At 69.7% G+C, this 22,313-nt stretch carries 24 protein-coding genes, 2 tRNA genes and 1 riboswitch; of the genes, 11 read left to right on the top strand and 15 right to left on the bottom strand.

The features are described from left to right. Positions 1–162 precede the first annotated feature (162 nt). Positions 163–1,584: an FAD-binding oxidoreductase gene (locus MLE42_RS06145; RefSeq protein WP_243287008.1), complete on the top strand. Its 1,422-nt coding sequence runs from the start codon at positions 163–165 to the stop codon at positions 1,582–1,584. 11 nt (positions 1,585–1,595) lie between these two features. Here the strand turns inward: MLE42_RS06145 and MLE42_RS06140 are convergent, their stop codons facing one another. Continuing rightward, the gene (locus MLE42_RS06140) at positions 1,596–2,141 is read right to left on the bottom strand and encodes a DUF4136 domain-containing protein (RefSeq protein ID WP_243287007.1); all 546 of its coding nucleotides are present in this window, start codon (positions 2,139–2,141) and stop codon (positions 1,596–1,598) included. 195 nt (positions 2,142–2,336) lie between these two features. On the opposite strand from MLE42_RS06140, the gene MLE42_RS06135 reads away from it, so the two are divergent. The 4 genes from MLE42_RS06135 to MLE42_RS06120 are packed head-to-tail and all read left to right on the top strand — an operon-like array spanning position 2,337 to position 6,776. Continuing rightward, positions 2,337–3,800 (top strand): aminotransferase-like domain-containing protein, encoded by a 1,464-nt coding sequence (locus MLE42_RS06135; protein WP_243287006.1) that lies wholly within the window; start codon positions 2,337–2,339, stop codon positions 3,798–3,800. Positions 3,801–3,833: 33 nt separating this feature from the next. Further along, on the top strand, positions 3,834–4,934 hold the full coding sequence (locus MLE42_RS06130; RefSeq protein WP_243287005.1) for a branched-chain amino acid aminotransferase: 1,101 nt from the start codon (positions 3,834–3,836) through the stop codon (positions 4,932–4,934). A 25-nt stretch (positions 4,935–4,959) separates the two neighbouring features. Continuing rightward, entirely contained in the window at positions 4,960–6,342 is a 1,383-nt protein-coding gene (locus MLE42_RS06125; protein ID WP_243287004.1) for a hypothetical protein, read from the top strand. Positions 6,343–6,401: 59 nt separating this feature from the next. Beyond that, positions 6,402–6,776, top strand: coding sequence for a cytochrome c family protein (locus MLE42_RS06120; RefSeq protein ID WP_243287003.1), 375 nt, complete (start codon positions 6,402–6,404; stop codon positions 6,774–6,776). A 35-nt stretch (positions 6,777–6,811) separates the two neighbouring features. On the opposite strand, the gene MLE42_RS06115 is transcribed toward MLE42_RS06120, so the two are convergent. Both MLE42_RS06115 and MLE42_RS06110 read right to left on the bottom strand, forming a co-directional pair. Next, positions 6,812–7,882 (bottom strand): radical SAM protein, encoded by a 1,071-nt coding sequence (locus tag MLE42_RS06115; RefSeq protein WP_243287002.1) that lies wholly within the window; start codon positions 7,880–7,882, stop codon positions 6,812–6,814. 418 nt (positions 7,883–8,300) lie between these two features. Continuing rightward, a tRNA-Ser gene (locus tag MLE42_RS06110) sits at positions 8,301–8,390 on the bottom strand. 83 nt (positions 8,391–8,473) lie between these two features. Here MLE42_RS06110 and MLE42_RS06105 point away from each other — a divergent pair. Both MLE42_RS06105 and MLE42_RS06100 read left to right on the top strand, forming a co-directional pair. After that, positions 8,474–8,566, top strand: a tRNA-Ser gene (locus MLE42_RS06105). 374 nt (positions 8,567–8,940) lie between these two features. Beyond that, positions 8,941–10,440, top strand: a complete 1,500-nt coding sequence (locus MLE42_RS06100; RefSeq protein WP_243287001.1) for a Sapep family Mn(2+)-dependent dipeptidase — start codon at positions 8,941–8,943, stop codon at positions 10,438–10,440. Positions 10,441–10,714: 274 nt separating this feature from the next. Here MLE42_RS06100 and radC read toward each other — a convergent pair whose 3' ends face one another. From radC to MLE42_RS06085, 3 genes are read right to left on the bottom strand one after another with little or no spacing between them, the layout of a single operon-like run. Further along, positions 10,715–11,395 carry a RadC family protein gene (radC, locus tag MLE42_RS06095; protein WP_243287000.1) on the bottom strand — a complete coding sequence of 227 codons (681 nt, stop codon included), beginning with the start codon at positions 11,393–11,395 and terminating at the stop codon, positions 10,715–10,717. Then, the gene (locus tag MLE42_RS06090) at positions 11,395–11,895 is read right to left on the bottom strand and encodes a pilus assembly FimT family protein (protein ID WP_243286999.1); all 501 of its coding nucleotides are present in this window, start codon (positions 11,893–11,895) and stop codon (positions 11,395–11,397) included. The genes radC and MLE42_RS06090 overlap by 1 nt, the downstream gene beginning before the upstream one ends. Positions 11,896–11,904: 9 nt before the next feature. Beyond that, complete coding sequence (locus MLE42_RS06085) at positions 11,905–12,219, bottom strand: ComEA family DNA-binding protein (protein WP_243286998.1); 315 nt, start codon at positions 12,217–12,219, stop codon at positions 11,905–11,907. Positions 12,220–12,476: 257 nt separating this feature from the next. Beyond that, positions 12,477–12,565, top strand: a riboswitch (S-adenosyl-L-homocysteine riboswitch). Positions 12,566–12,627: 62 nt separating this feature from the next. On the opposite strand from MLE42_RS06085, the gene ahcY reads away from it, so the two are divergent. Then, complete coding sequence (gene ahcY, locus MLE42_RS06080; RefSeq protein ID WP_243286997.1) at positions 12,628–14,037, top strand: adenosylhomocysteinase; 1,410 nt, start codon at positions 12,628–12,630, stop codon at positions 14,035–14,037. Between the two features lie 82 nt (positions 14,038–14,119). Here the strand turns inward: ahcY and MLE42_RS06075 are convergent, their stop codons facing one another. Continuing rightward, entirely contained in the window at positions 14,120–14,998 is an 879-nt protein-coding gene (locus MLE42_RS06075; protein ID WP_243286996.1) for a caspase family protein, read from the bottom strand. A 216-nt stretch (positions 14,999–15,214) separates the two neighbouring features. Between MLE42_RS06075 and MLE42_RS06070 the strand changes: the two genes are divergently transcribed. Both MLE42_RS06070 and MLE42_RS06065 read left to right on the top strand, forming a co-directional pair. Beyond that, positions 15,215–15,745, top strand: coding sequence for a DUF4337 domain-containing protein (locus MLE42_RS06070; RefSeq protein WP_243286995.1), 531 nt, complete (start codon positions 15,215–15,217; stop codon positions 15,743–15,745). Beyond that, complete coding sequence (locus tag MLE42_RS06065; RefSeq protein WP_243286994.1) at positions 15,745–16,188, top strand: NUDIX domain-containing protein; 444 nt, start codon at positions 15,745–15,747, stop codon at positions 16,186–16,188. Before MLE42_RS06070 ends, MLE42_RS06065 begins: the two co-directional genes overlap by 1 nt. 20 nt (positions 16,189–16,208) lie before the next feature. Here the strand turns inward: MLE42_RS06065 and MLE42_RS06060 are convergent, their stop codons facing one another. The 3 genes from MLE42_RS06060 to MLE42_RS06050 are packed head-to-tail and all read right to left on the bottom strand — an operon-like array spanning position 16,209 to position 18,064. Next, complete coding sequence (locus tag MLE42_RS06060; protein ID WP_243286993.1) at positions 16,209–16,745, bottom strand: DUF4199 family protein; 537 nt, start codon at positions 16,743–16,745, stop codon at positions 16,209–16,211. An 8-nt stretch (positions 16,746–16,753) separates the two neighbouring features. Beyond that, on the bottom strand, positions 16,754–17,512 hold the full coding sequence (locus MLE42_RS06055; RefSeq protein WP_243286992.1) for an SDR family oxidoreductase: 759 nt from the start codon (positions 17,510–17,512) through the stop codon (positions 16,754–16,756). Positions 17,513–17,563: 51 nt separating this feature from the next. Beyond that, positions 17,564–18,064 carry a DinB family protein gene (locus MLE42_RS06050; protein ID WP_243286991.1) on the bottom strand — a complete coding sequence of 167 codons (501 nt, stop codon included), beginning with the start codon at positions 18,062–18,064 and terminating at the stop codon, positions 17,564–17,566. Positions 18,065–18,107: 43 nt separating this feature from the next. Between MLE42_RS06050 and MLE42_RS06045 the strand changes: the two genes are divergently transcribed. Then, positions 18,108–19,019 carry a glutaminase gene (locus MLE42_RS06045; protein ID WP_243286990.1) on the top strand — a complete coding sequence of 304 codons (912 nt, stop codon included), beginning with the start codon at positions 18,108–18,110 and terminating at the stop codon, positions 19,017–19,019. Between the two features lie 47 nt (positions 19,020–19,066). On the opposite strand, the gene MLE42_RS06040 is transcribed toward MLE42_RS06045, so the two are convergent. The 5 genes from MLE42_RS06040 to MLE42_RS06020 are packed head-to-tail and all read right to left on the bottom strand — an operon-like array spanning position 19,067 to position 22,292. Next, positions 19,067–19,399, bottom strand: coding sequence for a hypothetical protein (locus MLE42_RS06040; RefSeq protein WP_243286989.1), 333 nt, complete (start codon positions 19,397–19,399; stop codon positions 19,067–19,069). A 49-nt stretch (positions 19,400–19,448) separates the two neighbouring features. Further along, positions 19,449–20,414 (bottom strand): 23S rRNA (adenine(1618)-N(6))-methyltransferase RlmF, encoded by a 966-nt coding sequence (rlmF, locus tag MLE42_RS06035; RefSeq protein WP_243286988.1) that lies wholly within the window; start codon positions 20,412–20,414, stop codon positions 19,449–19,451. Between the two features lies 1 nt (position 20,415). Further along, positions 20,416–20,970 (bottom strand): hypothetical protein, encoded by a 555-nt coding sequence (locus tag MLE42_RS06030; protein WP_243286987.1) that lies wholly within the window; start codon positions 20,968–20,970, stop codon positions 20,416–20,418. Positions 20,971–20,995: 25 nt separating this feature from the next. Further along, positions 20,996–21,469 carry a methyltransferase family protein gene (locus tag MLE42_RS06025; RefSeq protein ID WP_243286986.1) on the bottom strand — a complete coding sequence of 158 codons (474 nt, stop codon included), beginning with the start codon at positions 21,467–21,469 and terminating at the stop codon, positions 20,996–20,998. 1 nt (position 21,470) lies between these two features. Continuing rightward, a complete protein-coding gene (locus tag MLE42_RS06020; protein ID WP_243286985.1) occupies positions 21,471–22,292 on the bottom strand; it encodes a class I SAM-dependent methyltransferase in 822 nt (273 codons plus the stop codon). Positions 22,293–22,313: the final 21 nt, after the last annotated feature.

Genomic DNA, 22,313 nt, shown 5'->3' with positions numbered 1-22,313 from the left:
AGTTTACGCCTCCGGAAGGATTCCGAGCGTCCTGGGGACGGTTTTGTCCCATGAGGGGGCCCGTCTGGCCCCATTCATCAGGCTGATCGGTGGAAGCAACGCCTGGGATCCGGCCGGCATCATATGGAAAAATCCGGGCCAATCCCGTCGAGGAGGGACGTCATGGCGATTCAGCTCACCGGTATGGCTGGCGGGAAGGTGGACCTCCCGCCCGAGGGGTTCCAGGCGTTTCGTGGGGCGTTCAGCGGGGCCCTGCTGGTCCCCGGGGACGAGGGCTACGAGGACACCCGGCGGATCTGGAACGGGATGATCGACCGCCGGCCGGGCCTCATCGCCCGGTGCGCGGGCACGGCGGATGTCGCCCAGGCGGTCCGCTTGGCCCGCCGCCACGGGCTCCTGGTGTCCGTGCGTGGCGGCGGCCACAACATCGCCGGACTGGCGGTCTGCGAAGGCGGGTTGATGATCGACCTTTCGACGATGCGGGGCGTGTGGGTGGATCCCGGGGCGCGCCTGGCCCGGGCCCAGGCCGGCTGCACCCTGGGTGACCTGGACCGGGAGACCCAGGCGCACGGCCTGGCCACGGTCCTCGGGTTCGTGTCGGCCACGGGCATCGCGGGGCTCACCGTGGGTGGCGGTTTCGGCTACCTCACGCGCCGCCATGGCTGGACCTGCGACAACGTGGTCTCCATGGAGGTGGTGACGGCGGACGGGGAGATCCGGCAGGTCTCCGCCGGTTCCCACGCGGACCTCTTCTGGGCCCTCCGGGGCGGCGGCGGCAACTTCGGGATCGTCACCTCCTTCGAGTACCGGCTGTTCCCCGTGGGGCCCGAGATCCTGGGTGGGGCCCTCGCCTGGCGCGGCGAGGACGCGCGCCAGGTCCTCGAGGCCTATCGCGCCGTCAGCGCGGCGGCGCCACGGGAGCTGACCTGCGTGGCCGCCCTGCGGACCGCGCCCCCGGCGCCCTGGCTGCCGAAGGAACAGCACGGAAAGCCGGTGGCACTCATCTTCGTCTGCCACACGGGGAGCATCGAAGAGGGCGAGGCCCTGCTGGCCCCCCTGCGCCGGACCGGAAGCCCCATCGCCGATACGGTGACCCGCCGCCCCTACACCCAGATGCAGAGCCTGCTGGACGCCACGCAGCCCAAGGGCCGGCGCTACTACTGGAAGTCCCACTACCTGCCCGGCATCAGCCCGGAGCTCATCGAGATCGGGGTGGCCCACCTGGGGCGCATGGTGTCGCCCCACTCGGCCTTCTTCCTGTTCCACCTGGCGGGGGCCCTGAACGAGCTGCCAGCGGACCATTCGCCCGCGGGGAACCGGGACGCGGCCTACGTGCTGAACATCGCCAGCGCCTGGGAGCGGCCCGAGGACGACGCGGGGAACATCCGCTGGGCCCGGGACTGCTTCGAGGCCTCCAGGCCCTGTTCGACGGGAGGCGCCTACGTCAACTTCCTCACGGAGGAGGAGGGAGCGGACCGCATCGAGGCCGCCTACGGTCGGTCCACCCTGGACCAGCTGGCGGCCATCAAGCGGGCCTACGACCCGGACGACCTCTTCCGCCACACGAAGCGGATCTCGGTCTGATCGGGGACCGGCTACCGGGGCGGGAACTTGGCCAGGATGTCGCGGACGGCCTTCGGCACCACTTCGTCCGCGTCCTCGGGGTTGTTCAGGCCCGTGAGCGCGCCGGCGGCGGCGCCCTGCCAGATCATCTGGTTGGTCTTGAAGTCCACGATCTCGATGACGATGGTGCCTTCCTGGTAGGTGTGGACCTGGCTCATGCTGGTGCCCACGCCCCCGTAGAAGGGCCGGTAGCCCCATCCCCATCCCCAGCCCATGTGGGTGGTGGTGCGGTACCGGCGCTCATGGACGATGGGGTAGTAGGTCACGAGGAAGTCGGGATCCGCCTTGGTCTCCATGACGAAGCCCTTGGCCTGGAGCTCCTTCTCGACGGCGGCGCGGACCCGCTTGTCCATGAGGCTGGTGGTGCCGCCGGTGCCCTTCTTGGAGGTGTAGTAGTCGAAGGTCTTGTAGCGGGCGAACGAGGCGGTCACATCGTAGTCGTAGTTCACGCTGTAGCCCGTGCAGGCGCCCAGGGCGAGGAGCGAGAGCAGGGCGGCGGGCAAGGCAAGGCGGCGCATGGAACCTCCGGATCACCATTATGGACGTCCCGAAAAGGCCATGGTTGAGCCCGGGGTTGAGCCCTGGGTTGAGCCCCGGTGACTGGTCTAGGGTGGTCTGAGAGATGGCCTGGCCCCCCGTCACCCCGGCACATGGTCTGTTCTGGGCTGCGAAATTCATCGTTTTCACCCACGAATTGACCGATCCTGATGGGGATGGTTCTCGATCCCTCCCTCGACCCGGGCGCTTCCAGCCCCCTGTATCTCCAGCTCCAACGGCGGCTGAGGGGGCTCATTCAGGAAGGCGAGTGGCGGCCGGGCTCGCGCCTGCCCGCGGTGCCGGAGCTGGCGCAGCGCTGGGGCGTCCATCGCCTGACCGTCCTGAAGGCGCTGGCGGGCCTGAAGCGCACGGGCTGGATCCAGACCGTGCAGGGCCGGGGCAGCTTCGTGGCGCCCCGCCTGCCGGAGGCCCCGGGCCTGCGGGCCACCAGCGAGTTCCCCTTCGAGGGCTCGCCCATGCTGGTCCACGATGGCGAGCTGGGCTCCTGGCTGGGCGAGACCCTGGAGCGGGTCCAGGATCGCCACCTGGTGAGCTTCTCCGCCGGCTTCATCCCCTCGGATCTGCTGCCGGGCGAGCACCTGCGCCGGATCACGGCCCAGGTCCTCAAGGAGATGGGCCCCGAGGTCTGGGTCTACGCCGCGCCGGCGGGCCATCCCCCCTACCTCGAAGCGGTCTCCCGCTGGCTGGCCTCCGAAGGCGAGCCCATCGACGAGGGCTGGGGCATCCGGTCGCTCCCGGGGGCGCAGTCCGGCCTGGCCCTGGCGCTGGAATCCTTCACGGTTCCCGGCGACCGCGTGCTGGTGGAGAGCCCCTGCTACGTGGGCATCCTGGCCCTCATCCGCGCCCTGGGCCGGGAGGCCGTGCCGGTGCCCGTGGACCGCCAGGGCCTGGATCCCGACCGCCTGGCCTCGGCCCTCCAGCGCAGCGAGGCCAAGCTGCTCTTCACGGTGCCCAGCTTCCACAACCCCACGGGCATGACCCAGTCCAAGGTGCGCCGGGAGCGCGTGCTGGCCGTGGCCCGGGCCCACGGGGTGATCGTGGTGACGGACTCCGCCTACGGCGATCTGCGCTTCTCGGGCCACTCCCTGCCGCCCTACCGCCGTCTGGAAGGCGCCGACAACGTCATCCACCTGGGGAGCTTCTCCAAGTCCCTGGCGGCGGGCCTGCGGCTGGGCTACCTCATCGCGAAGGACGATCTGCTCCGGCGCATGGCCCTCATCCAGGAGGTGCAGACCATCGGCCAGCCGCCGCTCCTGCAGGCGGTGGTGGCCCGCTTCCTGGACACCGGGGGCTTCCGCCGCCACCTGGCCCGCCTGCGCCGCGCCCTCAAGGAGCGCCGCGACGCCATGGTGGAGGCCCTGGCGGAGCACTTCCCCCCGGGCACCCAGGTCTCCGAGCCCAAGGGCGGCATGCATCTGTGGGTGGTCCTCCCCGAGGGCTACTCCGCCCTGGACCTGCACCGGGACGCCCTGCAGCACGGCATCGGCTTCGCGCCGGGCCCGCTCTTCTTCGCCGACGGCCGCGGCACCAACTGCCTCCGCCTGAACTTCTCCACGCACGACCCAGCCACCACCCGGGACGCCATCGCGCGCCTCGGGCACCTGGTCCGCCGGGCCTGACTTCATCTCCAAGGAGCGCCTGTGAATCCCGTGATGTCCACCCCCACCCTCGAGATCCACCCCTCGGACCACGCCGCCAGCCCTGAGCAGCGCGCCAAGCTCATGACCAATCCCCGGTTCGGCCAGGTGTTCACCGACCACATGGTGGTGATCCCCTACAAGGATGGGCAGGGCTGGGGCAAGGGCGTGCTGAAGGCCTACGGCCCCATCGAGATGTCGCCGGCCTCCTCCGTGCTGCACTACGGGCAGGCCATCTTCGAGGGCTTCAAGGCCTACAAGCAGAAGGACGGCAGCATCGCCTCCTTCCGCCCTGAGGCCAACGCCCGCCGGTTCGCCACCTCCGCCGCGCGCCTGGCCATGCCCGAGCTGCCCGAGGAGCGCTTCCTCGAGGCCGCCAGGGCCCTCATCACCCAGGACCAGGCCTGGGTGCCGGGCGCCGTGGGCGAGAGCCTCTACATGCGTCCGCTCATGATCGGCACCGAGCCCGCCCTGGGCGTCCACGCCAGCAGCGAGTACCTCTTCATCCTCATGGCCAGCCCCAGCGGCGCCTACTTCTCCGGCGGCGTGAAGCCCGTGACCGTGTGGATCTCCGATGACTACGTCCGCGCCGCGCCCGGCGGCACCGGCTTCGCCAAGTGCGCGGGCAACTACGCCGCCAGCCTCGTGGCCCAGAGCCAGGCCAAGGGCGAGGGCTGCGACCAGGTGGTGTGGCTCGACGCCATCCACCGCGAGTACATCGAGGAGATGGGCGGCATGAACATCTTCTTCGTCTACCAGGAGAAGGGCGAGACCGTGGTGGTGACGCCGGAGCTCACGGGCACCCTGCTGCCCGGCATCACCCGCGACAGCCTGCTGCAGCTGGCCCGTGAGCTGGGCTACCGGTCGGAGGAGCGGAAGATCAGCGTGGCGGAGTGGAAGGCCGCGGTCGCCGAAGGCCGCATGACCGAGACCTTCGCCTGCGGCACTGCCGCCGTCATCACGCCCGTGGGCCGCGTGAAGTCCCGCAGGGGCGAGTGGCTCGTGAACAACGGCGAGACGGGCCCGGTGGCCGCCAAGCTGCGCGAGTCCCTCCTCAACCTCCAGCACGGCCTCGCGCCGGACCCCCATGGCTGGATGAAGAAGATCGTCGGATAATCCAGCCGGCATTCCGGAGGGGGCCATGCCCACCGTCCGTCACGGGAGACCCGCCCGGGGAGTTCGCCTCTCCGCGGGTCTCCTGGCCGTTCTGGCCTGGGGCTGCGCCACCCCGCATCCTCTGGCCTACACGCCCGCCGTGCCGGAGCCCGTCCGGAGGGGGGCGGTCGCCGTGGCGGTGGTGCCGGTGGCCCCCGAGCCCGGCACCCAGGCCCAGCTCGGGAGCGAGATCGGCAAGGGGCGCGCGGCGGGGAAGGGGGCCGCCACAGGGGCCGCCACCGGGGCCACGGCCGGATTCCTGGCTTCCCTGCAGACCGGCCCCTTCTTCGTCATCCTCGCCCCCATCCTCGTGCCCGCAGGCACCGTGATCGGCGGTGCGGGCGGGGCCGCTGTGGGCTACGCCCACGGCATTCCCACCAAGGATGCCGAGGCGGCGAAGGCGGTCCTGGCGCGCAACCAGGCGGATCTGTCGGCCGAACTGGCGAAGGGGGTGGTCCAGCGGTTGCCCGGAACGGGGAAGGTTCTGGCGGTCCCGGGCGCGGTGCCGGACCTGCGGGTGGAGGTCTCGGCCCTCTCCTGGGGGCTGTACGGCGGCGTCGGCTCCCATCCCGTGGCCGACTTCCAGCTGACGGTCCTCTACCGTGTGCTGGATCCGAAGGGGACCGCCCTGCTGACGCGGCGGTTCTCTGTCGGCGGCCCCCGGCGCCCCCTCCAGGAATGGGGCGCGGAAGAGGGGAAGCGGCTGCAGGAGGCCGTGGACGCCACGCTGGATTCGGCGGCCGAGGCCGTGGCCGATTCCGCCTTCCTGATCCAGGATTTCTTCATCTCGAAGGAACTGGGCCCGGCGACGTGCGGACTGCTGCCCCGCCGGCCCAGGCCCGTGGCCCTCACGCTCCTCCCCTTCGGGGGGGCCTCGCCCCAGGTCGAAAGCCTCCGGCCTGTCCTGCAGTGGGAGGCCTTCCCCCGCCGGGAGGATCTTGATCACGATGTCGGCGGCCTGTTCGGGCGCATCACCGACGTCCGGTACGACCTCCGGATCTGGGCCTCCGTGGGGGGCGGTCCGGGCGCGCTGGTCTACGAGCGGACCGGAATGCGGCTGGAAGCCCGCCTGGATCCGGCCGGCGCCGCGTCTCCTTCCGAGGGGGAGGCGCCACCGATGCAGAAGACCTACGTGGAGCACGGCCTTGAAGCCGCCCTGGCTCCGGCCACAGAGTACCTGTGGTCGGTGCGGGCCCGCTTCCGCCTCGACGGGGAGGAGCGCGCCTCCCGCTGGTCCATGAACCAGACCCAGGATCCCCGGACCCGGCCCGCCACCGAGCGTTGGTTCTCCCCGCCGATGTCGGCCCGCGGCCTGTGCCTGCACGACGGCATTCCGCCCCTGCGGCACCACCGCTTCCGCACGCCCTGAGCGCGGGTTTTCAATCTGGACCTGTGGGTTGGATGAAATATCCGGCACAGGCGCGTAGCGTGAAGACCTCTTCCAAGGAGGAAGCCATGGTGCTGATCCGTCCTGTGGTGGTGGCGCTCATCGCGTGCGCGGTTGCCAGTGCGGCCCCGACCCGCATCGGCACTGCGTCCTGCAAGCTGTGCCACAAGGTCCAGTTCGAGTCCTGGAGCGCTTCGCCGCACGCCAAGCTGAAGCCCGTGCTGGACTGCGAAGGCTGCCACGGCCCGGGCAGCGAGTACAAGGGCATCCGGGTCATGAAGGATCCCGCCGCCGCCAAGAAGGCCGGCCTGATCATGCCGGACAAGGCCCAGTGCGCCACCTGCCACGGGAAGAAGAAGGTGTCGCCCATGACCGACGCCATGTTCGCGAAGGTCCACGCCCACAAGAAGGCCTGACGCGCCTTGAAATCTGTCGCTGCCCTCCCTGGGGGTCAGCCCATCCTCGCGTGCTTGGCGAGCCAGGTGGGCAGGGACCGCAGGTTGTAGTAAGTGCCCAGGTTGTAGAAGCAGGTGGAGGAGCAGTGGGGCAGGCAGGCCTCCTTCGCGGCCCGCAGCGCCTCGGGGTTGAAGTCGGGCTTCCAGATGCGCCCCCAGTCATAGGGGTGCGTGATGAGGTCGAAGCAGGGCGCGATGGAGCCGTCCGGCTTGATCAGCGCGCCGTTGTGCCCGGCGCGGCAATCCCAGGGCTTGATCCGGCCCCGCAGGCGGTCCTTCATGGCCCGGAGGTGCTCGGGCGCGTTGACCATGCACCAGCCCTGGTCCTGCTTCTCGATGAGCCAGTCCAGCAGCGCGTCCACCTCCTCGTACTGCTCGGGCCGGATGCGCAGGTCGTTGTCGGGGTGGGCGTAGTGCTCCGTGTCCACCGTGGCCTGCGGATCCTCCAGCAGGTGGTAGTCGGTGCCGATGCCGTTCTGGCGCGCGATCTCCGTGAGCATCCGCACGTCCCGCAGGTTCGGGCCGCAGATGTTGATGTTGAAGAAGAGGATGTAGCCGTGCTTCTTCTGCTGGGCCACGAGGTAGCGGAACTGCGGCTCGATGGCCAGGAGCGCCTTCGGCAGGCCCTTCCGCGGTGCCACGCAGTCCACGGCCAGGTTGATGGCGGTGACGCCGGCTTCGCCGGCGGCATCGATGAAGGCCCGGTCCATGAGGTAGCCGTTGGTGGGCAGGTAGACGAAGAACCCGTTCTCGCTGCCGTAGCGGATCACGTCCAGGATGAAGTCCTTCCGCACCAGGGGCTCGCCGCCCATGATGGCGAGGACCCGGCAGCCCACCGTCTTCAGCCAGTCGATGGAGGCGCGTGCCGTCTCGAGGGACATGCCCGGCCGGTGGTTGTCGTACTGGAAGCAGTAGTGGCAATCGATGTTGCACTTCCAGTCGGTGAAGAGGTAGCAGAGCAGGGGCCGGAACTCGTCCGGCCGCAGCCGCGACCCGACATAGGGAACGGCCCAGCGCCGGATGGCGCGGGCCCCGTTGAGACTCCGGTACCGAAGCGTGTCCAGCATCGCCTCCTCCTTTCACCCCCAGACCACCGGGGGCGGTCGGGCCTTGAAAACCGGGAAGACGCCTTGACCAAGATCCGTCCAGATCGCCTGCCATCTCCTTCGAGAGCGCGAAGGCGGATTGGACGCCCCCATGGTACGGCGCCGGCCCGGGGATGAATCCCTTTTTTCTTGATGAAGCTCTGATCCGTCAAGCGATTGAAACCCGTTGAGCCAAGGTGAGGTCGCCGCTGGGCGGGATTTCCTCGGCGTCGCGCTACGTACGACGCCGAGGCCGCACGAATCGCCCGGCTTTCTGTCCCGGGTCCGACAGCCCACTCGGCTGTCCCCCTGAGCCAAGGCGAGCGCCAGGGATTCAGTGACTTCGAATCACGCTCCCCCGCGCATTCATCAAGGCGCCCCGCGTCGCGGGGCGCTGATGTGGCGGAGGGAGCGAGATTCGAACTCGCGGTGAGCTCACACCCACGACGGTTTTCAAGACCGTTGCCTTAAACCGCTCGGCCATCCCTCCGTGCTTCCATCTTGAAGGCTGGGCGCGGCCCTGGGCAAGAAGCCTTGTGCGGAACCGCCCCCAACGGTAATCTGGAAGGCCTTGGAGAGATGCCGGAGTGGCCGATCGGGCTCGCCTGCTAAGCGAGTGTATTGGGTAAACCAGTACCGGGGGTTCGAATCCCCCTCTCTCCGCCACCAAAGCCGCCGCGAGGCGGCTTTGCTTTTGCGGGGAGAGAGGGATTCGAAATCACAGAATCGCCGGCTTTCGTCTTGGCCCGGGGAGACAGCCCGCAGGGCTGTCGGACCCGGGACAGAAAGCCGAACGAATCGTGCGGCCGGAGGGAATCCCCCTCTCTCCGCCACTGAAGCCGCCGAAAGGCGGCTTTGCTTTTGCGGGGAGAGAGGGATTCGAAGTCACTGAATCGTGGGCAGTCTGCTTCGGGCCTCCGCCCCTTGTCGCCTCAAGGCGAAATCTGTCGTTCCGTCAATCCGGGCTGGAATTTCTGTCTGCACACGTATAGTCGGGGATCAGCTGTGCGGAGGTCGTGGTGCGGATGCTGCTTTCCTTGATGATCCCTTCTCTCCTGTGGGCGGCCCAGCCGGCGGGGCCGATCCACGACCACTACGACCGCCGCCTCGCGCCCCGGCTGGTGCCCCTGCTGTCCGAGGTGATCCGCTTCCCCACGGTCGCCGGGAACACGAAGGCCTGGACGGACCAGAAGGCCTGGCTCCAGGCGCTCGCCATGGACCTGGGTTTCGAGGTGCGGGACGCGGGCAAGGTGATGGAGGTGGACCTGCCGGCCACGGGCCCGCGAGCTGGGGCGCCGGTGCTCGGCCTCCTCGTCCATGGCGACGTGCAGCCCGTGGACGACCACTGGAGCATCCCGCCCTTCTCGGGGACCGTGAAGGATGGGCGGGTCCTCGGCCGCGGGGCCGCGGACGACAAGGGCCCGATGATCCAGGCTCTCCTGGCCATGAAGGCCCTGAAGGAGTCGGGCCCCGCCCGGACCAGCACCATCCGGCTCCTGGTGGGAAGCGACGAGGAGAGCACCAACACCGACATCACGGACTACCTGAAGGCGAACCGGCCGCCGGACCTCAGCCTCGTGCTCGATTCCGCCTTCCCCGTGGTCGTGGGCGAGAAGGCCTGGAACGCGCTCACCCTCGCAACCCAGCGACCCACCGCTCCCACGGCGGACCGCCCCTGGACCGTGGCGGCCCTGGAGGCGGGCCTGGCCACGAGCATCGTCCCCGACCGGGCGGTGATCCGCCTGGCCTCCGCGACCGGGACGGATCCCCTGACCGACCTCCGGAAGCGGCTGGAGGCTCGGCCGCTGGATCCCGGATGCCGGGCGGCCTTCAGCCTCGCGCCGGAAGGGGCCGGGGCCTCCCTGACCGTCACCGTCCAGGGCAAGGCCGCCCATGGCGGCGTCAACCTGGAGGGGGGTCGCAATGCGCTCGTGGCCCTGGCGCGGCTGCTGGACGGCGAGCTGCCCCCGGGCGGGGCGGACGACCTCCTGGCCTTCGCCCGGAAGGCGGGCACGGACCTGTACGGGACCGGGCTGGGACTCACTGAAACCGACCCGCTCTGGGGCCGATGTGCGGTGAACGTGGCCACCCTCAAGCCGGAGACTGACGGGGGCCTGAAGCTCACCCTCAATATCCGCGCGACGCCGAAGCGTTACGGACCCGCGCTGGAGGCGCACCTTCGGCAGGTGGTCTCCGAGTTTGCCACTGCCCGGCACGCGACCTTCAGCTTCGGGGGCTTCTTCGGGGACACGCCGCTGGCCTTCGATCCCCAGTCCCGGCTGGTGAAGCGCCTCATGGCCGACTATGCCCGCGCCACCGGAAGGGTCGATCGGCCGGCCATCTCCGGAGGCGGCACCTATGCCAAGCGCATGCCCCACGCCATCGCCTTCGGCATGTGGTTCCCCGGCCAGCCCTACCCGGGGCACGACGTGGACGAGCAGGTGCCGATCGAGGATCTGCACCGCGGCGTCCACGTGCTCATCGAGACCCTGACCGACCTCGCCTGCGGCGAGCCGCTGAAGGAGCCCTTCAAGCCCTGAGCCCTCGGAGCGTGTCCAAATCATGGGTGGGGGCTGCACAGGGGTGCCAGCCGAGGGAGGCAAGGAAAGCGACGAAGGCCTTGGTGGTTCCAAGGACGAGGAGCTTGACACCGTATCCCGACGGCTGCCACTCCTGCCCGAAGGGTTGATGGCAAAGGGCCCCCAGGCTGCGTCACCGGGCTTGAACGGTGAACCCGTACCGCCCTGCGCCCGCTTCCTTGCCTGATGGCCCTTTGCCGTCAATGCAGCCCCTATCGATGACTTGGACACGCGCCTACCCTCGCTGATCCCAGCCTTCGGCCGCGCGGAAGCTGTGATAGCGCTCGCTCCCGAGGATGAGGTGGTCCGCCAGGGGCACGCCCAGGGACTCGCCCGCGGCCTGGAGGCGGCGGGTGAGCTGGATGTCCTCGCGGCTGGGAGCGGGGTCGCCACTGGGGTGGTTGTGGAAGGCCAGGGCGGTGCTGGCGCCGTAGCGCAGGGCCTCGCGGAAGAACTCGCGGGGGCTGATGAGCGTGGCGGTGGCCGTGCCCTGGCTGAGGATGCGCTCGGCCAGCAGGTCGCCCTTGGCGTTGAGAGCCAGGAGGCCGAAGCGCTCCTCGGTCCAGCCCTGGCAGCGGGGCAGCAGGTAGCTGCCGGCGGCGCGGGGGCTGGTGATGCGGGGCCGGTCCGAGCCGCGCTGGGCGCGCCGGGAGAGCTCCAGGGCAGCCCAGAGCTGGCCTGCCTTGGCGGGGCCGAGACCGGGCTGGCCCAGCCAGTCGTCGAGGCCCAGGGACAGGAGGCCCGCCAGGCCGCCGGTGCGGCCCAGCACGGCCTGGGCCAGCTCCACGGCGCTGTGGCCCCGGAGGCCCGTGCCCCAGATCAGGGCCAGGAGGTCCGCGTCCGAGAGGGTCTCGCCGTGACCGGCGAGGAGGCGCTCCCGGGGGCGCTGGTCGGGGGAGAGGTCGAGGATGCGCATCAGACCCTCACCCACTTCTGGCGATCCCGCCGCCACCGGAGCACCTGGAGCCGGCCCTGGCCGGAGAGCCGCATGCAGAGCGCTTCCTGGCCATCGTTCAGGAACCAAGTGCTGGCCAGGGCCGTGTGACGGGGGGTGACCGTGAGGATGGGGTGGGCCTCGCCCGTGCGGGCCGCCACCGTGGGCGCGTCCATGCCCGGCGGCAGGGGGATCTGGGCGGGCTTGCCCCACTTGATCCGGCGGCTGAGCTGCACCGGAAGGTGCTCTCCGGCGCCGGAGGCCTGGCCCAGGGCCACAGTGACGTTCGTGCCCCGGGCCCGGGCCAGGCTGAAGGCCTGCTCCAGGCTGCCGCGGATCTCCTGGTGGGCCACCGAGAGCTCGGCACTGCCGGGGTCCCACTGGGCCAGGCAGATCATGGTCATGACGGCGGCCACGGCCATGGAGACGGTGAGGTCCAGCAGGGAGGTCCCCCGCTGGGAGAGGCGGCAGCTCCGGAGCATGGCCACCCCCTACTTCGCCGCGGCCGCGGGGCGCGGCGCGGTCGTCAGGGCCAGGTGGGGCTTGAGCTTGGCGTAGGACTTCTCGCCGATGCCCTTGACGTTCATGAGCTCCTCCGGCCGCTGGAAGCCGCCGTGCTGCTTGCGGAAGGCCACGATGCGCTCGGCGGTCTTCTGGCCGACGCGGGGCAGCTGCATGAGCTCGGTGACCGAGGCCGTGTTGAGGTTCACCGGCCGCTGGGGCGCCCGGGGAGCGCGGCCGGCTGCCGCGGAGAGGGGAAGGGCCAGGGCGAGTGCCAGGGCCAGAGAAGTGAAGGGGTTGGACATGGTTGCCTCCTTTCAGGCAGCCATGTCTCATCGAGGGTTGTGCCAGTTCACAAGTCGTGTATTTGCAAGTGGAAAATTTTTTTTGATAAATAATTTTGTTATATAAAAATGACAAAAAATCATTAAAAATAAGTAATTTAAATTATTTCATCTTTTATTTCTTGTATCAAAATTTCAAAAAAATTTTGTAAAGCAACACAATATGAATCAAGACCAAACCAATCCACCACCCCCATGTCGTCACCGCTATCCTGGAGAGGTCCGAGGAGCGCTGCAGGACCCGGCAGATCGGCTGTGCGGGATCTCAGGCTCGGACCCATCCTTCCAGGAACGGCGCTCACCTCAACCCTGAACCGGGCGATGGGGTGGATGCACCCTCCTGTCGATCCGGCCCTTCGTGGAGGTCCCATGACCGTCGCCACCACCGACTTCATCGTCGCCGATCTCACCCTTGCCGCCTGGGGCCGCAGGGAGATCGCCATCGCCGAGGGCGAGATGCCCGCCCTCATGGCCATCCGGCGCCAGTACGCCGCGCAGCAGCCGCTGAAGGGCGCGCGCATCGCGGGCTCGCTGCACATGACCATCCAGACCGCCGTGCTCATCGAGACGCTGAAGGCGCTCGGTGCCGAGGTGCGCTGGGCCAGCTGCAACATCTTCAGCACCCAGGACCACGCCGCCGCCGCCATCGCCGCGGGCGGCACACCGGTCTTCGCCGTCAAGGGCGAGACGCTGCCGGACTACTGGGAGTACACGCACCGCATCTTCGACTTCCCCGCTGAGATGGGCGGGGGCGCGAACATGATCCTCGATGATGGCGGCGACGCCACCCTGCTGCTGCACCTGGGCGCCCGCGCCGAGCAGGATATCCACGTCCTCGATCACCCCGACAGCGAGGAGGCCACCGTGCTCTTCGCGTCCATCAAGAAGCGGCTGGCCGAGCAGCCGACCTGGTACTCCACCCAGCTGGCCAAGGTCCAGGGCGTGACGGAGGAGACCACCACGGGCGTCCACCGCCTCTACGACATGGCCAAGAAGGGCGAGCTGAAGTTCCCCGCCATCAACGTCAACGACAGCGTCACCAAGAGCAAGTTCGACAACCTCTACGGCTGCCGCGAGTCCCTGGTGGACGCCATCAAGCGTGCCACGGACGTGATGGTCGCCGGCAAGATCGCCGTGGTCTGCGGTTATGGCGACGTGGGCAAGGGCAGCGCCCAGGCTCTGCGCGCCCTGAGCGCCCAGGTGTGGGTGACCGAGATCGACCCCATCTGCGCTCTGCAGGCGGCCATGGAGGGCTACCGCGTGGTGACCATGGAAGAGGCCTGCGAGCAGGCCGACATCTTCGTCACCTGCACCGGCAACTTCCACGTGATCACCCACGACCACATGAAGCGCATGAAGCACAACGCCATCGTGTGCAACATCGGCCACTTCGACAGCGAGATCGATGTCGCCAGCCTCGAGAAGTACACCTGGGAGGAGATCAAGCCCCAGGTGGACCACGTGATCTTCCCCGACCAGAAGCGCATCATCCTGCTGGCCAAGGGGCGCCTGGTGAATCTGGGCTGCGGCACGGGCCACCCCAGCTACGTGATGAGCTCCTCCTTCGCCAACCAGACCCTGGCACAGATCGAGCTGTGGACGAAGAAGGGCGAGTACAAGGTCGGCGTCTACACCCTGCCCAAGCACTTGGACGAGCAGGTGGCGCGGCTGCAGCTGCAGACCCTGAACGCGAAGCTCACGGCCCTGCGCCCCGACCAGGCCAAGTACATCGGCGTGCCGGTGGAAGGGCCGTACAAGGCCGACCACTACCGCTACTAGGCTGAAACGCTCTGCGTTTCAGGAAGCACGGCGCCGCAAGGCGCCGTGCTTCCTGTACGAATGGTAGAACCACACCCATCCGTCAGGTGGGCATCTCCGTGGGGAGCGGGGCCAGGTTGGGGGGAACCTCCACCGCCTTCATCACGGCATGGCGGGTGACGGCTTCGCAGTCCAGCTGGGGCGTCTGCGTGAAGTGGGCGGCGCTGAGGTCGGAGCGGATCTTCGCCAGCACCTTGGCCCGGGTGAGGTGGTTGCCACTGGCCCTCGCCTCGCGGCAGAAGTGCCAGCTGAAGGCGCCGTGCCAGTCGCCCTGCATGAAGGCGTCCGCAGCCGTCTGGCTCTCCTTGCAGGCAGTCCAGAGGATGTGGTGCGACAGGCCCTTCTCCAGCAGCTTGAGGTGCCCGGGGCGGGCCCGGCGATACTCGATGTCGCGGAAGGCCTCGATCGAGGGCGGCGGCAGGTAGCGGGGCTTGCGGTCCATGAGCAGGTCCGCCGCCCGCAGGCCCGCGCCGCTGTGGCAGGTATCGAGGAGGATTTCCAGGATCACGCTCTGGGGAAGCTGCACGAACAGATCGTGAAGCTCGTCGTCCACGATGAGGTGGTCGCGGTCCCATTGGGGGCCGCTCTGGGCCAGGTCATGGGGGCAGAAGGCCTCATCGGCCCGGTCGAACTCATCGAGATTCAGGTCCGGAACCTGGGTGCCGTGGCCCGAGAACGTGAAGACCAGGTGGTTGTAGCGGCCGGCCAAGGCGCCTTCCACCATGCGTCGCAGCTCGCGCATGATGTTGGCCTTGGTGGCGGCTTGGTCCGTCAACTGGGTGATATCGGAATCCTCGAAGCCCAGCAGATCCTTCAGCAGCGAAGCCATGTCGTGGGCGTCGTTCACGCACCCGTTCAGGTTGGCCGCGGGGAAGTTCTGGTACTGGTTGATCCCGATGCAAAGCGCGGTGCGGTGCAGCATGGGAGCCTCCTAGGCTTTGCTTGGGAACGTGGGGACGGACGCGCCGAGCCCGCCCCCGGGGAAGGGTGGCGGATCCTGGTCGGATCGGAGGAGGACTGCGACATTCGGCGCACATCCCGGAGGACTCCAATCCTTCACGATAGGCCCAAGTCCCGCCGGTTCAAGCAACGGGGCCTTTTTCCGTAGAATGGTTGGTGCCAATTGCGGCGGAGACCCATGAGCGACGACAAGAAAGAACCCTGGCTGAACCTGCTGGCCCTGACGACCGTGATCCTCGCGGTCTGCGCCACCTTGGCGACCTTCAAGGGCGGCGGCCACTCCACACGGGCGGTGCTGAGCCAGAGCCAGGCCTCGGACCAGTGGGCCTACTACCAGGCCAAGGGCATCAAGGGGAACCTCTACGAGGTGGAGGCCATGCGCCTGCGCCGGGAGCTGGAGCTGGCGCCGAAGACGGCCCTGCCCACCCTGGAGAAGAGCCTCGCGGACGTGGAGAAGAAGGTGGCCAAGTACGACGGGGAGAAGGCCGACATCCAGAAGGAGGCCCGCCGCTTCGAGGATGCCAAGACCGATGCCCAGAGGCACGGTGCGGCCTTCGGCCTGGCGGTGATCTTCCTCCAGATCGGCATCCTGCTCTCCTCCATCGCCGCCCTGCTCAAGCAGAAGCCCGTCTACTACCTGGGCCTGCTGGTGGGCGTGGTGGGGATCATCTACTTCATCAACGGCTTCTACCTGTTCCTGGGCGCGTGATGTGGGAGCTCACGGTCGCCGCCATCATCGAGCGGGAAGGTCGCTACCTCGTCGTGGAGGAGACCGACGGCGCCTCGCCTGAGCGCGTCTTCAACCAGCCCGCGGGGCACGTGGAGCCCGGCGAGGACATCCTCGCCGCCGTGCGTCGCGAGGTGCGCGAGGAGACAGGCCTGGCCTTCACGCCCGAGGCGCTCGTGGGCATCTACCAGCTCCTGGCGCGGAACGGGAAGGACTATTGCCGCCTCTGCTTCCGGGGCAGCGTTCCCGAGGGCGCGGAAGCGGCTCCGGAGGATCCGGACATCCTGGGGTGCCGCTGGCTCACCCGCGACGAGCTGGCCGCCGCGCCCCTGCGCTCGGGCCTCGTCCTGCGCTGCGTGGACGACGTCATCGCCGGCGTGGCCCACCCGCTCTCCCTCGTCACAGCCCTTAGGCAGGAGCGCTGAGGAGGGAGCGCGGACAGGCCCTACGCGCCCGTCGGACCCTCGTGCGGACGGTCGGCACCCGCAGGCGGCATGGCCGCGAGCGGCCGGCGCCGGTGGTACTTCACCGCGGCGGCCAGGGACGTGACCAGGCCCGTGATCCAGGTGCCCAGGGCCCAGGAGAAGGCCCGGCCCAGGGAGGTCTGCATGGGGCCCTTGGCCTTCATCACCGCCTCGATCTGATCGGGGGTGAAGCCCTGCTGGACCATCTTCAGGCGGCCCAGGGCCTCCATCTCGGCGAAGTAGCTGGGGAACACCACCAGGGTGAAGAGCAGGCTGCCCACGAAGATGACGGCGGAGGCGATGAGGGTGGCCCCCACGCCGTCCTGCACCTGGCGCAGGTAGCCCTGGCTCGAGGCGGTGCCTCGGAGGGCCAGGATCAGGAGGCCGATCTGCAGGGGGATGGCCAGCCAGAGGAGGAAGAAGAGGCTGGGATGTCGGTACCAGCCCGTGAAGCCCATGACGAAGATCCAGAGCACCACCAGGATGCCGAGGAGGAGACCTGTGCGAACCGCCGCCATGAAAGCTCCTAGAAGGTGTGCCCGCCGCCGTTCACGGGGATCGTGGCGCCGTTGACGAAGCCGGCGCGGAGGACGCCGACCACGGCCTCGGCAATGTCCTCAGGCTGGCCGTTGCGGCGGAGCGGCGTATGCTCCGCCGCTGCCAGCTTGTTCTTCTCCGGCAGGTCCGCCGTGGCGTCCGTCAGCGTGAGGCCCGGAGCCACGGCGTTCACGCGGATGCCCATGGGGCCGAGCTCGAAGGCCAGCGCCCGCACGAGCCCCTCCAGGCCGGCCTTGGCGGCGCTGTGGGCGGCGAACCCCCAGCCGGGGTTGCGGGCGAGGCCGCTGGTGATGGCGATGATGGCGCCGCCCCGGCCATCCAGCTTTTGGCGCTCCAGCATCTGGGGCACCACGGCCTGGCAGCCGTGGAAGGCCGCCCCCATCTCGCCCAGCACCTTGGCCTCGAAGGCCTCCCAGGGGTATTCGAGGATCCCCTTCATGGGGAAGCCGATGGCGGCGTTCAGCACCAGGATCCCGATGGGGCCCAGCTCCGCCTTCACAGCGGCGGCCATGGCCTCCACCTGGGCCCGGTCGCGGGCATCCGCCTTCACGGCCATGGCCCGGCCGCCCGCGGCCTGGATCTCGCCCACCACGGCCTTCGCGGCGGCCTCCGAGCCGAAGTAGTTCACGGCCACCGCGGCGCCCTCGGCGGCCAGGGCCCTGGCCACGGCGGCCCCGATGCCACGGCTGGCGCCGGTGACGAGCGCGACAGATCCATTCAAGGACATGAGCCCTCCTTCAGGCATGATGTTCGATTCTCCGCCGGCCCCGCCGGTGGCTCAACCCTCGGCCAGGTCCTGGATGGCCATGCCGCCGGCGCTGGCGGCATCCCCCGTGAGCACGCGGCGCAGGTACCCGACCTGACCGAGGTGGAAGGCGAGGTGGGCCTCCAGGTGCAGGAGGAAGCGCCGGGTGGACATGCGGTGCCCGCCGATGGGGGTGGGGAAGGGCGTCTGGAGGGAGGCGTCCGTCTGAGCCGCCAGGCCCGCCTCCACGGCGGCGATGGCGGCCTCCAGCTCCGCGGCGACCTCGGCCCGCGCGCCTTCCCGCTGGGCGAACTCCCGCTCCCGCTGGCGCACGTAGCTGGTGCCGCCCAGCACGGCGCCGATGAAGTGCCGGAGGTTGCCCGCCGCGTGCAGGGCCACGTTCCCGGCGCTGTTGGCGATGCCCGGCACCGTGCGCCAGAGCGTCTGGTCATCCGGGAACAGCTCCACTTCGTGGATGAGGCAGCGCAGGTCACGCTGGAACAGCAGGAGGAGGTCGGCGGCGAGGGGCGTCATGGCGACCATCCTATACCCACGGCTCCTGTGGGATTCTGGGGGCATGGACCTCCAAGCCCTCCTCGATGATCTGGCAGCGGAAGCCGCGCCCCTGGCGGCACAGGGAAAGGTGGCGGACTACATCCCGGCCCTGGCCTCCGTGCCCGCCGCGCGCTTCGGGCTGGCCCTGGCCACCACGGACGGCCAGCTCTTCGGCACCGGCGACTGGCGCACACCCTTCTCCATCCAGAGCGTGTCCAAGGCCTTCTCCCTGGCCCTGGTGCTGGCCCGGGACGGCGAGGCGCTGTGGAAGCGCGTGGGCCGCGAGCCCTCGGGCAACCCCTTCAACTCGCTGGTGCAGCTCGAATACGAGAAGGGCATCCCGCGGAACCCCTTCATCAACGCCGGGGCCCTGGTCCTCATCGACCGCCTGCTCACGCTCACCGGCGATTCCCTGGGCACGCTGCGGGACTTCCTGCGGGCCGAGAGCGGCAACCCGGCCGTGGACGTGGATCCCGAGGTGGCGGCCTCGGAGGCTTCCCACGGCCATCGCAACGCGGCGCTGGCCCACTTCATGGCCAGCTGCGGCAACCTGGAGAACCCCGTGGACCGGGTGCTGGACCACTACTTCCGCCAGTGCAGCCTCGCCATGAGCTGCGCGGACCTGGCCAGGGCGGGGCTCTTCCTCGCCAACCACGGCCTGCGGGCGGACGGCTCGCGCCTGCTCACCCGCAGCGAATCCAAGCGCATCAACTCGATCATGCTCACCTGCGGCACCTACGACGCCGCCGGGGACTTCGCGTACCGCGTGGGCCTGCCCGGCAAGAGCGGCGTGGGCGGCGGCATCCTGGCCGTGCTGCCCGAGCGCGGCGTCCTCTGCGTCTGGAGCCCCGCCCTCGACCCCCATGGCAACAGCATCGCCGGCGTCGAGGCCCTGGACCGCTTCACCACGCGGACGGGGTGGTCGGTGTTTTAGGAGGAACAGGGGTTCCGATCATTGGACCAGCGCAATCGCTGTTGCCCTCATTCCGATGATCCGACCTTCTGATCGGCGCGGATCAGCCAGGCGGCCCATCCCGTGAATGCCGCCACGGCGCCCAGGATGAGGGCCAGGCGCAGCCAGGGCTCGCCGAAGGCCAGGCGCTGGCGGACATCCTCCACCAGGGTCCACAGCCACACCAGGGCTCCCAGGGCCAGGGACCAGCGCACCAGGGCCTGTGTCCAGGGCCGCGGGATGAAGAGGGGCACCAGGAGGGCCAGGCAGAGCAGCACCAGGGGCGTCTGCGCGAAGCGGAGGAAGTGGGCCCCCAGCATCAGCAGGGCGAACAGGGCGGGCAGGCGGCGGAGGGCGAACATGGGAAGCTCCCGGACCGCAAAATCATACCGATTCATCCGAAATATCGGATCACAACCCGGCGGCTTGCGCTGGCCAGGTCCGCCTCGCGCCCACCTCGAGGAAGGTCCAGGCCAGGAAGCGGCTCTGCTTCTGGCCCTGGGCCATGGGCACCGTGCGGATCTCGACGGCCCCGGCTTGGCGCAGGGCCCGCTGCAGGCCGGGCAGGTTCGCGGAGCTGGAGACGAGCGTGGTGAACCAGCGCACGCGGGTTCTGAGGGTGGCGCTCTCGTCGATCATGCGCCGGACGAAGCCCGCCTCGCCGCCCTCGCACCACAGCTCCGAGCCCTGGCCGCCGAAGTTCCGGGCCATCCCGGCGGATCCCCGCCCCAGCTTCCGCCACTTCGCCTGGGCCGCCTCCCGGGCCTCCCGCGCCGAGGCGTGGAAGGGTGGGTTGCAGAGGGTCAGGTCGAAGCGCTCGTCCGGCCCCACGACATTCCGGAAGATGGCCTTGGGATCGGGCTGCCGCCGCAGGGCGATGGCCACCTCCAGGCCGGGATTGGCCGCCAGGATGCGGGCCGCGGAGGCCAGGGCCGCGCCATCCATGTCCGAGCCCACGAAGGACCAGCCGTACTCCCGGTGGCCCAGCAGTGGGTAGATGAGGCTGGCGCCGGTGCCGATGTCCAGCGCCCGCACGGCGGCGCCCCGCGGGACGGGCCCACCCTCCGCCAGCAGGTCCGCCAGGTGGTGCAGGTAGTCCGCCCGGCCGGGGATGGGCGGGCAGAGGGCGCCGGGCGGCAGGTCCCAGCCGCGGATGCCGTAGGCCTCCAGCAGCAGGGCCCGGTTCAGGGCCTTCACGGCCGCGGGATCCGCGAAGTCGATGGTGGGCCCGCCGTGGGGGGCGCGCCGCACGAAGGGGCCCAGCTCCGGGCTGGCGGCGGCCAGGCGCGGGAAGTCGTAGCCGCCACCGTGGCGGTTGCGGGGGTGCAGGCCCGGCTTGGCGGGACGGGCGGCTAGGGCCGATGGCTTGGGGGCCATGTCAGCGGCCCTCCCCGTCCGGGGCGAGGCGAGTGGCCACGAACCAGAAGCCCAGGGCGAGCATGAGCGTGAGGACCGCCACGGTGACGGCCAGGGACCGGCCCTGCCAGAGCCCCTCGAACCAGCGCCGGAACTCCGTGATCAGGACGTTCACCTTCCCTCCGTAAACCTCCAGCTCCCGCAGGTATTTCTTGGTGTCCTCGGGTTCGTAGCCCAGGGGGTTGGCCCCCTGGGGCGCGGCCCGGAGGTAGATCAGGGCCGCACCGCCGAGGCCCGCGGTCAGGATGCCCGCCGTGACGCGGCGGATGCGGTGCTGCCGGACGAGCGGATCGGTCCCCAGCAGGCGGCCGGCCTGCGCGGCCTGCCTCGCCTCCCGCGACCGGAGCGCCTCCCGCACCCGAGCCAGGTCTGCTTCGGGAACCGCCACTCCCCGCCGTCGCAGCTCCGCCAGGGCGGCCTCCACTGCCTCGGCCTTGTAGGCTTGGGGATGGTCCAGGTAGCGGCGAAGCTCGGCGTCGGCCAGCGTGGGGATGCGCGCGAGGAACGAATCGATCATGTCCCCAGCATAGTTTGAGCGCCTGTCAGAACCAGCGTCGGACGGTCCGGAGGTAGGCCTCGTACTCCGTCCCGAAGCGGGCCGCCAGGTGGCGCTCCTCCCGGGCGATGACGTGGAAGCGGATGACGAGCAGGACGGGCAGCAGCATGAGCGCGGGCCAGAGGGCGTCCGCCAGCAGGGCCACGCCGGTGTGGAGCAGTGACAGGCTGAGGTACAGGGGATTCCGGGTGAAGCGGAAAGGTCCCTCGGTGAGGAGCGCCGAGGCGGAGCGGTCGGGCCGCACCGTGGTGCGGGCCCTGCGGAAGGTGAGGAAGCCCCAGAGCGCCAGGGCCCCTGAGCTGAGGACGAGTGCGGCGCCCAGCAGCCGCGGAAGGAGGTTCCCCGGCGCGGCGATGGGCAGCGGAAAGCGGCGCTGGAGCAGGAAGCCGAGGCCCAGCCCCGCGAGGAACACGAGGGGCGGCGGCAGCCGGACCCCGGGGCTGGTGCGGTCCGCGTCCATGTCAGGCCCGGCCGAGGCCGATGCAGGCCTCCGCCCTCATGACGGGCATCCCGCGGCGGGACTGGGCGCGGAGGGCCTCGATGTACTCGCGGCCCACGGCTTCGGTGGCTTCGGGCCCGAGCTGGCTGAACAGGTGGGCCAGGGGCGGCGCCGACCGTGTGAAGCCCGACCAGTAGGCCTCTGGTTCGTCGATCTCCTGCACGGCCGTGGAGGTCACGATCTCCACCTCACGGAACCCCGCGGCCTCCATGCGGGTCTTGAGCGCCCCGGCGCCGGCGAGCCGCGCCCACGCAGGGGGAGCGGCGTGGGCCTGGAACTCGGGAACGACCTTGTGGACCGCCTGCCGCACCAGCGTCATCAGCTGCAGGTTGGCGGGGTCGCGCCAGCAGACGATCGCGGCGCGTCCGCCTCCGCGCAGGGCGCGCCGAAGCTCGGCCAGGCCCCGGTCCATGTCCGGGAAGAAGATCAGGCCCAGCACTGAGGCGCCGGCGTCGAAAGCTCCGTCCGGAACGTCCAGGGCCTGCCCGTCCATCACCTCGGCGGAGATGCCCGAGAGCTGTTCCTCGGCGATGCGCTCGCGGAGCCGGGCCACCATGCCCGGCGCAAAGTCCGTCGCGAGGACCTTCGCGCCGGCCCGCGCGGCCATCAGGCCGAAGACCCCCGTGCCCGCGGCCACGTCGAGCACGCGTTCGCCCCGCCGCAGGCCCAGTAGCCGCAGCGCGTGCGCCGCGAACTGGCCGCTCAGGCCCTCGAAGGCCCGCTCATAGTCCGAGGCGATGGCGCCCCAGTTCCCGGCCACTTGGTCTGGACTCAGCTCGGCCATGGGAAAGCTCCCTGAGGGACC

The sequence above is a fragment of the Geothrix terrae genome (assembly GCF_022808775.1).
In the GTDB taxonomy this organism is placed as follows: Bacteria; Acidobacteriota; Holophagae; order Holophagales; family Holophagaceae; genus Geothrix; species Geothrix terrae.
This window is presented reverse-complemented; position numbering and strand designations above follow the sequence as displayed.